At 45.7% G+C, this 14,871-nt stretch carries 6 protein-coding genes, 2 tRNA genes and 3 rRNA genes; 6 read left to right on the top strand and 5 right to left on the bottom strand.

Annotated elements, in window-relative coordinates; translation table 11 throughout:
- Positions 1 to 3: 3 nt before the first annotated feature.
- Positions 4 to 2,952, bottom strand: coding sequence for a PAS domain S-box protein (locus ACZ5V1_RS14410; protein ID WP_464389429.1), 2,949 nt, complete (start codon positions 2,950 to 2,952; stop codon positions 4 to 6).
- 843 nt (positions 2,953 to 3,795) lie between these two features.
- Between ACZ5V1_RS14410 and ACZ5V1_RS14405 the strand changes: the two genes are divergently transcribed.
- From ACZ5V1_RS14405 to rrf, 5 genes are all read left to right on the top strand, one after another.
- Positions 3,796 to 5,337 (top strand): 16S ribosomal RNA (locus ACZ5V1_RS14405).
- Positions 5,338 to 5,501: 164 nt separating this feature from the next.
- Positions 5,502 to 5,578, top strand: a tRNA-Ile gene (locus ACZ5V1_RS14400).
- An 11-nt stretch (positions 5,579 to 5,589) separates the two neighbouring features.
- Positions 5,590 to 5,665 (top strand) — tRNA-Ala (locus ACZ5V1_RS14395).
- A gap of 161 nt (positions 5,666 to 5,826) precedes the next feature.
- Positions 5,827 to 8,762 (top strand): 23S ribosomal RNA (locus ACZ5V1_RS14390).
- 115 nt (positions 8,763 to 8,877) lie between these two features.
- Positions 8,878 to 8,992, top strand: a 5S ribosomal RNA gene (gene rrf / locus ACZ5V1_RS14385).
- The 16S, 23S and 5S rRNA genes sit together here with 2 tRNA genes alongside, the layout of an rRNA operon.
- 1,209 nt (positions 8,993 to 10,201) lie before the next feature.
- Here rrf and ACZ5V1_RS14380 read toward each other — a convergent pair.
- On the bottom strand, positions 10,202 to 10,774 hold the full coding sequence (locus tag ACZ5V1_RS14380) for a hypothetical protein (RefSeq protein ID WP_464389428.1): 573 nt from the start codon (positions 10,772 to 10,774) through the stop codon (positions 10,202 to 10,204).
- Positions 10,775 to 11,105: 331 nt separating this feature from the next.
- The gene (locus tag ACZ5V1_RS14375) at positions 11,106 to 12,308 is read right to left on the bottom strand and encodes an FprA family A-type flavoprotein (protein WP_464389427.1); all 1,203 of its coding nucleotides are present in this window, start codon (positions 12,306 to 12,308) and stop codon (positions 11,106 to 11,108) included.
- A 287-nt stretch (positions 12,309 to 12,595) separates the two neighbouring features.
- Here ACZ5V1_RS14375 and ACZ5V1_RS14370 point away from each other — a divergent pair, with 287 nt between their 5' ends.
- Positions 12,596 to 13,414, top strand: a complete 819-nt coding sequence (locus ACZ5V1_RS14370; RefSeq protein WP_464389426.1) for a rhodanese-like domain-containing protein — start codon at positions 12,596 to 12,598, stop codon at positions 13,412 to 13,414.
- 367 nt (positions 13,415 to 13,781) lie between these two features.
- On the opposite strand, the gene ACZ5V1_RS14365 is transcribed toward ACZ5V1_RS14370, so the two are convergent.
- Positions 13,782 to 14,105 carry an AzlD domain-containing protein gene (locus ACZ5V1_RS14365; protein WP_464389425.1) on the bottom strand — a complete coding sequence of 108 codons (324 nt, stop codon included), beginning with the start codon at positions 14,103 to 14,105 and terminating at the stop codon, positions 13,782 to 13,784.
- Positions 14,098 to 14,805 carry an AzlC family ABC transporter permease gene (locus tag ACZ5V1_RS14360; protein ID WP_464389424.1) on the bottom strand — a complete coding sequence of 236 codons (708 nt, stop codon included), beginning with the start codon at positions 14,803 to 14,805 and terminating at the stop codon, positions 14,098 to 14,100. The genes ACZ5V1_RS14365 and ACZ5V1_RS14360 overlap by 8 nt, the downstream gene beginning before the upstream one ends.
- Positions 14,806 to 14,871 lie beyond the last annotated feature (66 nt).

The following is a 14,871-nucleotide window of genomic DNA, read 5'->3' as shown; positions in this document are numbered from 1 at the left end:
TAACTATGCAACGCGGGTGTTGTCTGCTTTGCCTCGTAGCGCCGAAATGTGAGTAAGCAGCTCGCTGGGCTCTGTATTCGCTTTGAGAATAAGCGTATATTTGTCTACGTACTCTGGGTCCGTTGCGTATTCCTGACTGATAAACATGATAATGCGCGACGGTTCAAGTTGTTCAGCTTCTTCCATTTCCCTAATTTTTTTGGTCAGCCAAAAACTGTCCAGTGTCACGTATCCAGTATCTAGCAGGATAAGTTCAGGCTGGTACAGCTGCCGTGCATCAACGCCCTTCATGACGTCTTCAACCAGAATCGCTGTGTAGCCTTGTTGCTGTAGGTTGTTCAGTAAAAATTCTGTCTGATTAGTTTTTTTCGCGATGATGAGTGCGAGTCTGGATGTTAGCGAACTTTTTGTGACCGTGTAGTCTTGAACTGCAGGAAGCAGCTTGTTGCAAAGCTTTGCAAGTAATTCGTTTACCATGACAGGCTTGCGGAGCGATTCCACTTTAGGGTGGGTATACGTTGGCTCCCAGTATGAATGGGTTACTGTGTATAGTGTTGTTGTAAGCTGCTGGCAGTAGTTGCGGGTTTCATTTTCCGAAAGAGCTTCGAAAGCGCAGCCGCAGCTGATGATGACATCGTAAGAGTCTTGTACTTCGATCACATGCTTGCAGTACTCATCTTCAACGGGGCTGAATACGCAGGTTGCCCCTAGTCTGCTGAGAGTTTTTCCAATAAAATTAACTGTGTTGTGTTCGCAGTAGGTTAGCAAGACTGTTTTGTCTTTAAGCAACAAGTGAAGGTTGTCGCGCAGCGGGTAGCGGGTCGTAATGTTTACTTCGAGGGAAAATACATGAACATCTGCTGGGGTGACGTGTTGTTCCAGTTCAATGGAAAACATCTTAATCATGCGCTCGATAATTGCGAGACTCAGCTGCTGCCCTCTCTCTCCATAATATTCCGGCTGAGGTAACGTGGCTGTTTCTGGGATGACATCTTCATTTCTGACGGGATTTTTCTGGCCACAAACTTCAAAGACTATTTGCATTTGGTTATTCAGCACTTCACCCGCTGTGACGGTCATTGTTACAATGCCACCGTGTACTCGTTTGGCTGCGATATTAATCAAGTTACTGAGGACTTGTAGTGACTTTGAAAAATCGAACCAGATTTCTTGAGGAACAGCCGGATCAAGGTAAATACAGATGTCCGATTGCAGTTGCATAGCGCGAGAATACGTGGATGCATGAACTTGCCTGAGGAGCGTTTCAAGCTCAAAAGTTGCCCTTTCAAAAAAGATACTTCCTGTTTCCAGCAGAGCAAAGTCACGAATGTTCGTAATAAGTTCAGAAAGCAGCTCGTTATGAAATTGCAAATGTTCCATGTGGCGTTGCTGGATTTCGGTCGGCTGTGTTTCACTAAGAAGAATAAGTGATTGATTTAGTGCTTCGGCAAGAGGTTCAATTTCCTGCGTCAGCCCCATATAGAAATGATGCCTGTCTTTTGTAACTGTTTCAGCAGAGTTCTTTGCACGCTGTAATCCCTGTTCAGCAATTACGTGCTTTGTAACGTTGTAGAGCATAAATACAAGGGAAGAGCGGTTGGCATATTGTAAGTGTTTGATAACAGCTTCAATATGTTGCGAGCGTTTGCGAACTGAATTTAATCTGAGTCGTGCACGGAATACGTTGTTCGAATCAAACGGCGCATTGATAGATTGTCTGACATGGGCCATGCCTGTGATGACTCGTAGCTGATCCATACTGCTGAAAATTTCTTTGACCGGTATGCCGTAAAGATTTTTTTTGGCGCCACCTAGCAAGGTCGTTAGCTCTTCATTCCATTCAAGAATTCTTCCATCCAGATCACAGACAACAAGCGCAGTTGTACATGCTTCAAACAGAGCCGTATGCCTTTTATACTCTTCGCTTTGTATAAGCTCGTCACAATATGTAACAAGTTTTTGAGCGCCATTGCTGACTTCACTTATGAAAGAGTTCTCGGCAAGTTCCAGCATGACCTCTTTGTCTTTCCTTTTATCACCGGAAAATGATGTAAGGCACAGAATCGATTCGATTCCCTTTTTCGAAAGTTTGAGTGCCAGCCAGTATGTAATGAGAAAGCCGGGAAAGCAGAGAAGTAGCCATATGGAGAAAATGCCGAAAAGGTTGGGGGTCAGCGTTTTTGTGTATGCATATAGATAGAGCTGATTCATACCAATAGGTATGGCAAGATGCTCATGGTTGAAAAGAACAGAGTGAGAAATGCCCTGTATAGCGTCTTGTAACAGCGTAATTGGCTTGTTTATTGTTGTTCCAGAAAGGATGTCAGTAAATTTAGCATTCTCTTTGATAAGAATGCTGTACAGATTCCGATCGAGATCAATAGAATTTGTGAAAGAGGTGAAAGAAAAAATGCTACCTATAATCCCGACAATGCTTCCCTCGACTCGCAAGGCCTGAGTAATGCAAAGCAAATATTGGCCGGATGAGCTTTTATAGATGGAAAAGTTAGGAGAAGCAGTGGAATGGCGAAGGACATCTCTAACGTCCGTTGTGGTTTGCCCGAACGAAAAGATTTTGTTCGTCTTAATTGATTGGATAAAATAGATCTGATTGCGGTCGAAGTTGTGCACAGCGCTAATCCATTTCAGTATTGCGGGCTCATCATCCATCGACATAGCGTTAAGCAGGTCATTATCTTTCGCTAGATATTGAATGACGGCCTGCTGTTCTTCGATTTCATTGTTTAAATGAATGCTTAAAAGTTTAGATTTCTCAATACCCTTATCAATGAAATCTTGATGGTAATGAGACGCCTGCAAGTAGTAGCTTGCAAAGATAAAAAAACAGGAAAAGATGGCGAGAATGAGCAGTAACAGGGCGCTCCACCAGTAATATATAGAGTGCTTCTTAGAATAGAAGTTGACGGTGGTCTGTTTAAAAGGATTTTGCATTGTAGAGATTAGCCCCTTGTATACTAATGATATAACTGATGATTAATACACATTTTATTTTTACGGAATTAGAGATGAATGGAGGGGGCAGGTAAGGTAAGCAGCCAAAAGGCAGTTTGCACTATATAATGATACAAAAAGGGTGAACGCTTGGGGGTCTCCTTTTTTTTGATTTTCGGTTTGACGTCAAAGTGGTTGTTTTTGAAAGACGCTGGCCTTTGGCGACTCTCCGAGGGGCAGGCGGGATCTGCCCCCTGCACCCCCGCAAGGGGGACGCCCCCTTGACCGCGGGTATGTTTTTATGGGGAATGTATGGAAAGGGTAAATAGGGTGCATTGTGGTAAATCGTTCTGCGCCAAGGGTTGAGACGGAAGTAAGGTAACGCTCTCTCAATATGAGTAAAAATTAATGCAGAAAATCTAAAAAAGCTGTTGACGGCGGGGGGCAAAAGCCATAGAACCTCCTTCCTCGCTACGAAGAAGCAGTTCTTGAAGCGAGGAAAGTTCATTTCACAATCGGTAGTTACCCAAGTCGTAAGGCTCTTCAAAAAGGTTTTTTAAAAAACTTTTAAAAAGGGTTTGACAGCGGAAAGAGGAAAGCCTAAACACTCCCTCCACGCCGCGAGACAAGGGTTCGTCGCACAACGGAAGAAATTAAATTTCAGAAAGTTGTTGACAGCTTAGCGGCCGGGTGGCATAAGCGCCAACTCGACACAAGGCTAACGAGCCGAGTGGAGCTTTTATTAAAAAGCTCTTTGACAATTAAATAGCGAATCGGATTGATTTAGAGATCAGCTAGCGTTGTTCGTTGCTTCGGTAACGGACAATTCAATACAGAATTATTAAACTGGAGAGTTTGATTCTGGCTCAGATTGAACGCTGGCGGCGTGCCTAACACATGCAAGTCGAACGCGAAAGTCTCTTCGGAGACGAGTAGAGTGGCGCACGGGTGAGTAACGCGTGGATAATCTACCTATTGGTACGGGACAACAGTTGGAAACGACTGCTAATACCGTATACGCTGGAAACGGGAAAGGGGGCCTCTTCTTGAAAGCTCTCGCCAGTAGATGAGTCCGCGTTTCATTAGCTAGACGGTGGGGTAACGGCCTACCGTGGCAACGATGAATAGCAGGCCTGAGAGGGTGGCCTGCCACACTGGGACTGGAACACGGCCCAGACTCCTACGGGAGGCAGCAGTGGGGAATATTGCGCAATGGACGAAAGTCTGACGCAGCGACGCCGCGTGGAGGATGAAGGTTTTCGGATCGTAAACTCCTGTCAAGAGGGAAGAAACCTATTAAGAATAATACTCTTAGTAATTGACGGTACCTCTAGAGGAAGCACCGGCTAATTCAGTGCCAGCAGCCGCGGTAATACTGAAGGTGCAAGCGTTAATCGGAATCACTGGGCGTAAAGCGCTCGTAGGTGGCTTTGTAAGTCAGATGTGAAAGCCCACGGCTCAACCGTGGAATTGCATTTGATACTGCATCGCTAGAGTATAGGAGAGGGAAGTGGAATTTCTGGTGTAGGAGTGAAATCCGTAGAGATCAGAAGGAACACCGGTGGCGAAGGCGACTTCCTGGACTATTACTGACACTGAGGAGCGAAAGCGTGGGGAGCAAACAGGATTAGATACCCTGGTAGTCCACGCCGTAAACGATGGGTACTAAGTGTCGGAGGCTTGACCTTCGGTGCTGTAGTTAACGCGTTAAGTACCCCGCCTGGGGAGTACGGTCGCAAGGCTGAAACTCAAAGAAATTGACGGGGGCCCGCACAAGCGGTGGAGTATGTGGTTTAATTCGATGCAACGCGAAGAACCTTACCCAGGCTTGACATCCTGCGAATGTCCTAGAAATTAGACAGTGCCCTTCGGGGAATGCAGTGACAGGTGCTGCATGGCTGTCGTCAGCTCGTGCCGTGAGGTGTTGGGTTAAGTCCCGCAACGAGCGCAACCCCTATCCTTAGTTGCCATCAAGTAATGTTGGGCACTCTAGGGAGACTGCCCGGGTTAACCGGGAGGAAGGTGGGGACGACGTCAAGTCATCATGGCCCTTACGCCTGGGGCTACACACGTACTACAATGGTGCATACAAAGGGTTGCGATACCGTGAGGTGGAGCTAATCCCATAAAGTGCATCCCAGTCCGGATAGGAGTCTGCAACTCGACTCCTTGAAGTCGGAATCGCTAGTAATCCTGGATCAGCATGCCAGGGTGAATGCGTTCCCGGGCCTTGTACACACCGCCCGTCACACCACGAAAGTTGGTTCTACCCGAAACCAGTGAGCTAACCAGCAATGGAGGCAGCTGTCTACGGTGGGGCTGATGATTGGGGTGAAGTCGTAACAAGGTAGCCGTAGGGGAACCTGCGGCTGGATCACCTCCTTTAAAGAAAAAAAATCCGATTCGCTATTTAATTGCAAAGAGTTTTGCGTTGACCAACTTATGGTCGCATGCTCTTTACAACTAAATGACACAGCAACTTCCTAATGAGGAAGACTGCTGTAACTAAAGTACCGCCGGCAGGCGATTCTTTTGTCATTAGGCTGAATGGGCCTGTAGCTCAGTTGGTTAGAGCGCACGCCTGATAAGCGTGAGGTCGGAAGTTCAAATCTTCCCAGGCCCACCATCTACCCAAGTGGGGGCGTAGCTCAGCTGGGAGAGCACCTGCCTTGCACGCAGGGGGTCAACGGTTCAATCCCGTTCGCCTCCACCATTTTGGTGGAACAGCTTACAGTTCTTTTACAAGTAAATTTTTGGTAGTGGTCATTACTTAAATGATAAGTAGTGGTAACAATCCAAGTATTATACTTGGCTGAAACCTTCGGGTTTCTGCTCTTTTACAATCGATAGGGACGGAAAAGAATGTCCGTAGAAAAATAAGTTATTAAGGGCAACTGGCGGATGCCTTGGCACTAGAAGGCGATGAAAGACGTGGTAGGCTGCGATATGCTATGGTGAGGAGCCAAACATCCTTTGACCCATAGATTTCTGAATGGGGAAACCCAGCGGGAGTTATGTCCCGTTATCTCTTTACTGAATACATAGGTTTAGAGAGGCTAACCGGGGGAAGTGAAACATCTCAGTACCCCGAGGAAAGGAAATCAAACGAGACTCTCTTAGTAGCGGCGAGCGAACGGGGAATAGCCCAAACCGTCATGTTTCGACATGGCGGGGTTGTAGGGCAGTCATCAAGTGATTCATTATTAGATAGGGGAACAAGCTGGGAAGCTTGACCGTAGAGGGTGAAAGTCCCGTACCTGAAGTCGAACATGACACTGACTGTTCCTGAGTACCGCGGAACACGAGAAACTCCGTGGGAATCTGGGAGGACCATCTTCCAAGGCTAAGTACTAACTAGTGACCGATAGTGAACCAGTACCGTGAGGGAAAGGTGAAAAGAACCCCTGTTAGGGGAGTGAAATAGAACCTGAAACCAGTTGCCTACAAGCTGTGGGAGCATCCTTGAGATGTGACCGCGTGCCTTTTGCATAATGAGTCAGCGAGTTAATCTACTGTGCAAGGTTAAGCGAAAGTGGAGCCGTAGCGAAAGCGAGTCTGATAAGGGCGACAAGTACAGTGGATTAGACCCGAAACCAGGTGATCTATCCATGAGCAGGTTGAAGCTCAGGTAAAACTGAGTGGAGGACCGAACCAGTATCGGTTGAAAACGATTTGGATGACTTGTGGATAGGGGTGAAAGGCCAATCAAACCTGGTGATAGCTGGTTCTCTCCGAAATATATTGAGGTATAGCCTCGAGGTAGTTTAACGGGGGTAGAGCACTGACAGGGCTAGGGGGCTCACCAGCTTACCAAACCCTATCAAACTCCGAATACCGTATAAATGATCCTCGGGAGTCAGACTGCGACTGAGAAGGGCCGTAGTCGAAAGGGAAACAGCCCAGACCGACAGCTAAGGCCTCCAAATCCATACTCAGTGGAAAAGGCGGTGGAATTTCCTAGACAGCCAGGAGGTTGGCTTAGAAGCAGCCATCCTTTAAAGAAAGCGTAATAGCTCACTGGTCTAGAGATTCTGCGCCGAAAATGTAACGGGGCTAAGTATGGTGCCGAAGCTTCGGATCAGCACTTTGTGCTGGTGGTAGGAGAGCGTTCTCTACTGGTTGAAGGTGTGCTGTGAAGCATGCTGGACGGTAGAGAAGTGATTATGCTGACATGAGTAACGATAAGATGGGTGAGAAACCCATCCGCCGTAAGCCCAAGGTTTCCGGGGTAAAGGTAATCTGCCCCGGGTTAGTCGGCCCCTAAGGCGAGGCTGAAAAGCGTAGTCGATGGGAAACAGGTTAATATTCCTGTACTTGTATAGATGTGCGATGGAGGGACGGAGTAGGATAGACACGCTGGCTGTTGGAATAGCCAGTGCAAGTGCGTAGGGTTGAGGTATAGGCAAATCCGTACCTCTACATGCCTGAGACACGATGCGGAGTTCGCAAGAACGTAAGGTGTTGAGTCCATGCTTCCAAGAAAAGCTTCTAAGTTTAGTCTATGCAAACCGTACCGCAAACCGACTCAGGTGGGCGGGATGAGTAATCCAAGGCGCTCGAGAGAACTGTAGTTAAGGAATTCGGCAAAATGACCCCGTAACTTCGGGATAAGGGGTGCTCCTTGTTGTTAGTTTCCTCGCGAAGCAAAGCAACGGAGAGCCGCAGAGAAATGGCGGTGGCGACTGTTTACTAAAAACATAGGTCTATGCAAAGTCGTAAGACGACGTATATGGACTGACGCCTGCCCGGTGCCGGAAGGTTAAGGGGAGTTGTTAGCTTCGGCGAAGCAGCGAACCGAAGCCCCGGTAAACGGCGGCCGTAACTATAACGGTCCTAAGGTAGCGAAATTCCTTGTCGGGTAAGTTCCGACCTGCACGAATGGCGTAACGATCTCCGCACTGTCTCAACTACAGACTCGGTGAAATTGAATTCGCGGTGAAAATGCCGTGTACCCGCAGCAAGACGGAAAGACCCTGTGCACCTTTACTATAGCTTGACATTGGGTTTTGGGCTAGCATGTGTAGGATAGGTGGGAGGCTTTGAAGCAGGCACGCCAGTGTTTGTGGAGCCAACCTTGAAATACCACCCTTGCTAGTCTAAGGCTCTAATCCTCTACCGTTATCCGGTTAGGAAACAGTGTCTGGTGGGTAGTTTGACTGGGGCGGTCGCCTCCTAAAGAGTAACGGAGGCATACAAAGGTTCGCTCAGACTGATTGGAAACCAGTCGTTGAGTGCAAACGCATAAGCGAGCTTGACTGTAAGAGAGACATCTCGAGCAGGAACGAAAGTTGGTGTTAGTGATCCGGTGGTTCCGCATGGAAGGGCCATCGCTCATTGGATAAAAGGTACGCCGGGGATAACAGGCTGATCGCGCCCAAGAGTTCACATCGACGGCGCGGTTTGGCACCTCGATGTCGGCTCATCACATCCTGGGGCTGAAGCAGGTCCCAAGGGTACGGCTGTTCGCCGTTTAAAGTGGTACGCGAGCTGGGTTTAAAACGTCGTGAGACAGTTTGGTCCCTATCTGCTGTGGGCGTAGGAGATTTGAAAGGAGTTGCCCCTAGTACGAGAGGACCGGGGTGAACGAACCTCTGGTGGGTCAGTTGTCGTGCCAACGGCATAGCTGAGTAGCTACGTTCGGAAGGGATAACCGCTGAAAGCATCTAAGCGGGAAGCCTCACTTAAGATAAGATCTCCCTCTCATTTATGAGCTAAAGGACCCTGGTAGACCACCAGGTTGATAGGCTGGGTGTGTAAGGGCAGTGATGCCTTCAGCTAACCAGTACTAATAGTCCGTGAGCCTTATTTTTCTACACTAAATCATTCTTTTCCTCCCTATTAGATTAATATTTTAGGGTTCGTCCTTTGACGTGGCAGTAAGGTAAATATTACCGCCTTTCCAAAGCACTGACCCGACATATTTTTCTTGGTGGCCATGGAGGTTGGGGTATACCCGATCCCATTCCGAACTCGGAAGTCAAGCCAACCATCGCCGATGATACTGCAGGGGAGCCTGTGGGAAAGTAGGTCGCTGCCAAGATTTATTTCAAAAAGCCCGTTAGCTTTATAGCTAACGGGCTTTTTCTGTTTGTATAACTAAACCTGCTTTCCCGCAGGCGATAAGAGCCGCGGCGAAGCCGTGAGCTCCCGTAGGGGGCGAGGTTTGGTCCAAGGCGGTACGCCGCAAGCCAAACTATTCTATGAAGTCAAAAAGTGTTGATGCCTGTAAAGCGGAGCTTGGTTGATTCTTTTGTATTCTTCTTCTCTTAATCTGCTTTCCTATCTTCGACCTTCGCTTAGTTTTTCTTTCCCTTTCATCTATCTTTTTCTGCTTTGCCCTCTCTCTTTATTTATGTTTTCTATGACTAAGTAGAGACACTTAGGTCGAAATATTCATATGTCTAACCTTTACTTTGTTTTCAGCTTTTCTGGCTGAAGAGGCTGTTGAGCTCAGACTATAGCTTTCCAGTTCACTGAATAAAGAAAACATCTAGCTTGAATTTAAAGAAAGCCGTTTATCCTAAGATAGACGGCTTTTGTTGTTTTGATCTGGCTAGTACTGTTTGTAGTTTTTAGTGCACAAGATGCTTCGGCTGTTTTGACTGATACCAAGTCCCAAGCTTTCTCTTTCCACGCTCCCGCGGGGGGACGGGGTGAGCAAGCTCCCACCCCTTTCCATTCCCCGAGCTTAACTGCGCGATCCCATGCATCCTTTTTCTGAAATCATTCACGGAATGATCACGGTGGTGCAGCATTTTTCCCAGTGCGATATTACGCACTAAAAACAATGCCGTGAATAATCCCAGAAACACAATGTTTGGGATAGTCGTAAATAATTGGATGCCATTTGTGTATGATCTTTCTTTTCATCTAGTTCGTGGGACAAGGGATATAGAGCATAAGCCATTTTTAGCTCTTTCCAGTTAGCGGCTGTTACTATCTTTCAAGCCCTCGAATGCATAGCGCGATGTTTCCATTCGTCCTCTTTCCGTTATGATTCTTGAAATATTCACGGTGACTCAAATGAAGTTCGCTTTGCATGGTTAGGTACTAAAAACATGCCGAGAATAAATGCTTTTCATTTATGGAGATCCTTTGTCTAGTTGCTGTTTAAGCTGGAATGCTTTGTTGATTCCATAACCACGACCGTTAGTCTTTAATAGAACCTAAAAAAGCCCCGCATGCAGTGAAATGCATGGCGGGGCTTTGTCGTATGCTAATGACTAGGAACGGAGGTATTACATTAGCGCTACTTATTGATTTCTACGTAATAACGATTGGTTGCTTTAGGAACTGCTGGAAGTTTTTCTGTTGCCTGTGGAGTAAATGTAAGAACACGGATGATACTGGTAGGGCTCACAAGATGATCGAACATTTCTACGGTGTAGTCAGTTGCTTCAGTCAGGGAGTGTGCTTTGATGAAGTTGTTATACTGGTTAAATTCTCGTGTGGTGTTGGCAACATTCATGCTGTAGCTGTTTTTGAACCAGTTTTTGCCCCATTTGGCAACGCTGGTTCCACTAAGTGGTTTGAAGTAGTTGTTTGACACTGGAGCGGACATACGCTGGACAAATAGGATAGTCTCGCCGTCAGTGTATACTTTTGAATGCATTGAGCTGTGCGGGAACCGGCCACGAACTTCTGAATTTAATGGAATAGAAACTGAGAGCTGACCTACATTCTGAAAATCAGATGGAATGGTCACTGAATATGAGCCGTGCCCGATTGTTTTCGTTGGAGTGGTTGTTTCAGCTTGAGCTGATAATGCAAAAAAAGAGACGCAGAGGAGAGCGAGAACAAATTGTTTAATTACGGTATTCATAAAAACCTCACTTTTTTTCGTTTTGGTAGAGTATAAATAGCAGCCTATTGTTCTCTGAACATTCGCTATTTGTTTAAAATTCATCCCGAAAAATTGAGGAGGCTTCTATAAAATTGGACTACGTAGATTATCTGACTCTGTTGGACTCTTTTATGTACCCTTTTTGTTTCATTAATTTCTATTGTGTCCGCTAATATGAACTTTACACTCTGATTATACAGAGCATAAATTCTCAACGTGGATCATTGTATGCACTATGTGTAGAAAATAAAAAAAGCCGGTTATCCTGAGATAACCGGCTACAATTTATTATATCTAGTGTGTACTGAACTTAATCTTTTGCACAACCTGGATTGAACGCTAATGTTGCTTCCGCAATTTTGTGTCCATATTCAATACAGTCTTTAAGCTGTGCTTCGTCTGGTACAAATTTGATGCGCAATCCGTCGTCTACTCGTGTAATCTTCAGATCATCAAGCGTACTGTTGATCTGACGTACACCCTCGCCACCCCAACCATAGGAGCCAAAAGATGCACCAATTTTATTCTTAGGCTTGAGACCTGTTATGTAGTGCAGAAATGCTGCCATGCTTGGGATTACCCCGTTGTTGATGGTCGGGCTTCCCATGACTATGGTGCTGGCAGTAAGGAACTCTTCCATAATTGCACCGCGATGCCATGTTTTTAAATTGCAAAGCTGAATAGGAACATTTTTCTCTTCGATTCCCTGTGCAATGGCATGTGCCATGATTTCAGTGGACTTCCACTTAGTGTCATACACAACAAGCGCTTTTTTAGAATGCTTCTGACAACTCCACTTTGCGTATGCTTCAAGAATCTTGTCAGGATGGCTACGCCAGATGTATCCATGATCCGGAGCGATCATACGCAGATCTAAATCCATCGTATCCAAAGCACGTAATGTCTTTTTGATAAGCGGTGAAAGAAGGTTGAGGTTGTTTGCATAGAAGAATTGTGCACCCTTAAGCGGTTCTGCAATGTCTACCTCGTCATCAAAACGGTCATCTGACGCAATGTGTTGACCAAAGGCATCGTTAGAGAACAGAATACCGTCTTCTTTGAGGTAGGAGAACATTGAGTCCGGCCAGTGAAGCATGCGAGTCATAATGAACTGAACAGTTCTTTCGCCCAGTGAAATCTCGTTTCCGCTTTTCACTACTTCGAACGGCCAGCTTGCATCATGGAAATGGGCAATAATAGCTTCTTTCCCTGGGGCAGAACAGAAAATTTTCTCAGGCTTAATTGTGCTGATGATCTCAGGAAAGTTGCTGGAGTGGTCCGGTTCAACATGGTTCACAATCATGTAGTCGATTTTTGCAGGATCGATAATGTTGCGTATGCGAGCCCAGAACTGGTCACGGTGAGATTTTTTTACTCCATCAACCAGAGTCACTTTATCATCAATGATCAAATATGCGTTGTAACTTGTACCTGCATAGCCGCTTGAAGGTGGGATGTCCCGATCAACAGCGCCGACCCAGTAAATACCTTTTGCAAGTTTGATATCGTTCATTTTTTGACCCCTTATCTATTTCCACTTGAAATGAGATACTAAAAATTCTAAGAAAAAAGTTATTAATAGATTTAATTACTATTACTATTAAATAGTCTATCTTGTGATTATCGCGTTGCGACATTCTTTGCAAGATTAAACTTATTCTTTTCAGATTGTTAGTTGTTTTTTTGTGATTGATACTAGCTTGTTATCGTGTGAATGGGCTAGTGTGCCTGCTCTTAGCCAAGATTTCAGGCAGGTTTGTGAATATAATTACTCCCTAGTGGGCAGAAGAAGGACCGGAAATGGAAAAAGAATACCAAGATCTTACCGTCGACGAGGTAAGAGGCTTTATGGGTAACACCAGAGAGGAAAAATACCAGTTGGTGGATGTTCGTTTTCTTGATGAATACGAGGAAGACCATATCGCCGGAGCAATTCTGATTCCGGTTGGTGAAATTGAAGAACGTATTTCAGAACTTTCTCCAACTAAAGACACCATTGTTTACTGCTTGTCAGGCAAACGTTCGGTTGCTGCGTCTGTTTTTATTGGAACACACCCAGAGTTTGAAGGAAAAGTTTACAATATGCTCGGGGGCTATCTTGAGTGGGACGGGCATTACATCGAGGATATGCCTAACTTGAAAGTTTTTGATATGGAAGGCTCTGATGCGGATTTGTTATATCAGGCAATGAACTTGGAAAAAGGTGCGCATAAATTCTATGAACTTGTTTTGGAACAGTTCCCGAATGCTCCTTTTACTCCAGTAATGGAAACGCTTGTTAAAGCCGAAGAAGCACATGCTCATATGATTTACAAATTTTGGGAAAAGTCTCAGGACAACCCGCCTTCCTTTGAATCTGTATATGCCGCTCTTCCGGGAGATATCCTTGAAGGCGGACTTGACTTCGATGAGCTTGCAGAAAAGCTGATGCAGGAAGGTACTGAATGTCAAAATGTTGTTGAAATGGCTATGGCCATTGAATTTTCTGCATATGATTTGTATCGGAACATGGCACACTTGTATAAAGACTCTGTGATGGAAAAGCATTTTCTCTCACTTTGTCAGTCAGAAAAACAGCACATGCGCATTGCTGCCGAGGCATTGAATAACTGTAGATAATGTGCGGTTAAGAATACAAAAATCCCCTGTTACGAAGATGCGTAACAGGGGATTTTTTTACTTTTTATTGATTCGTACTAGTTGTGGGCTTTTTTTGCTGGCGAGCTTAGCTATCAATAATGATGCTGAAAGAATAAATGCAAGTGCAAGTGCAAGTTCCAAGAGGCCTCCAGTGGTTATATTTGGTAAAAGAGTTCGATGTTAAAAGAAGAACTCAGTTTGCCGTGGGAGCGAGGTTGGCTCCAATTTTTTTGTCGTTACGAAGAGCGGCAATGTTTTACAGTTTTAGCTTGGAGGCTTTTTTGTTTTTGCGCAATCTAAAGATGCAATTGTGCGTAAAAGTTTTTTAGAGCCCCCGGGCAGGCTGCTAGAACAAGTATTGCATCAAATACAATGTTCCCATTCCGGTAAGAATGGTGAAAAAAATATTTCGTGTTTTATATGCAACGAGTAAGGCAATGATTCCGGCCAGCAGGCGTTCCTTACCCTGTAAAGCGTCTACCATGCCTTCATGGTAGAAAATTGCTGGTGCGACAAGTGCCGCAAGCACTGACGCTGGAATGAACTTGAGAATATCTGTAAACTTGTCACTAAGCTTGAATCGATCAGCCGTGAGGATAAAAGAACCGCGCATAATTATAGTGGCGATACCGATGACGGAAATAACAATCCAGAACGTGCTATTACTCATGACATGCCCCTTTTCTTTTGCTGACAAAATATCCGGTAAAGATACCGGAGAATGCTCCGATCATGAGCCCCATATTGTACGGAAGCGAAACCGTAAGGATAGCAACAATCGCCGCGACAACTGCGGCAAGGGCGGACGGACGGTCAACAATGTTAGGCACGAGCAGCGCTAGAAATGTGAGTGGTACTGCGAAATCAAAAGACCATTCCGGAGGGATAAGCGAGCCGAAAAAAATGCCGCTTATTGTCGAAATCATCCACGTTACGTAGAGAGACGTACACGCACCGGCGAAGAAGGGGAGCTTTTGATGCTTGCTGCTCTTTTGTGTGAATTCCACAATGGAAACCGCGTACGCTTGATCAGATAACGTGTACGAGAGATATAGTCGCTGCCAAGGGCTTAACGGACCGAGGTGCGGCGTAATTGACGCACTGTACATGACAAAGCGTAGATTGATCATGATAGCTGTAGCCACGATAATGATGGCTGAACTGTTCTCTGTCATAAGCTGGGCAACGGACACCTGTGCGGCTCCGGCGAACATGAAAATTGTCATGAAAATGGCTTTGAGCGGAGAAATTCCGGCGGCAATTGTAACTACTCCAGTAAGCATGCCAAAGGGAACAATGCCCGGCATTACTGGAATGATGGTGCTTGCGCCGGTGAGGAAGGATTCTTTAGTAGAGCGAGTTGTTGACATCCCAGCAGGGTACTATCGTAACCGTCCTCTGTCGAATTCTTTTCACGTTACAAGTAGCTATGAAGA

It is taken from the genome of Halodesulfovibrio oceani subsp. galateae (assembly GCF_055397225.1).
This window is presented reverse-complemented; position numbering and strand designations above follow the sequence as displayed.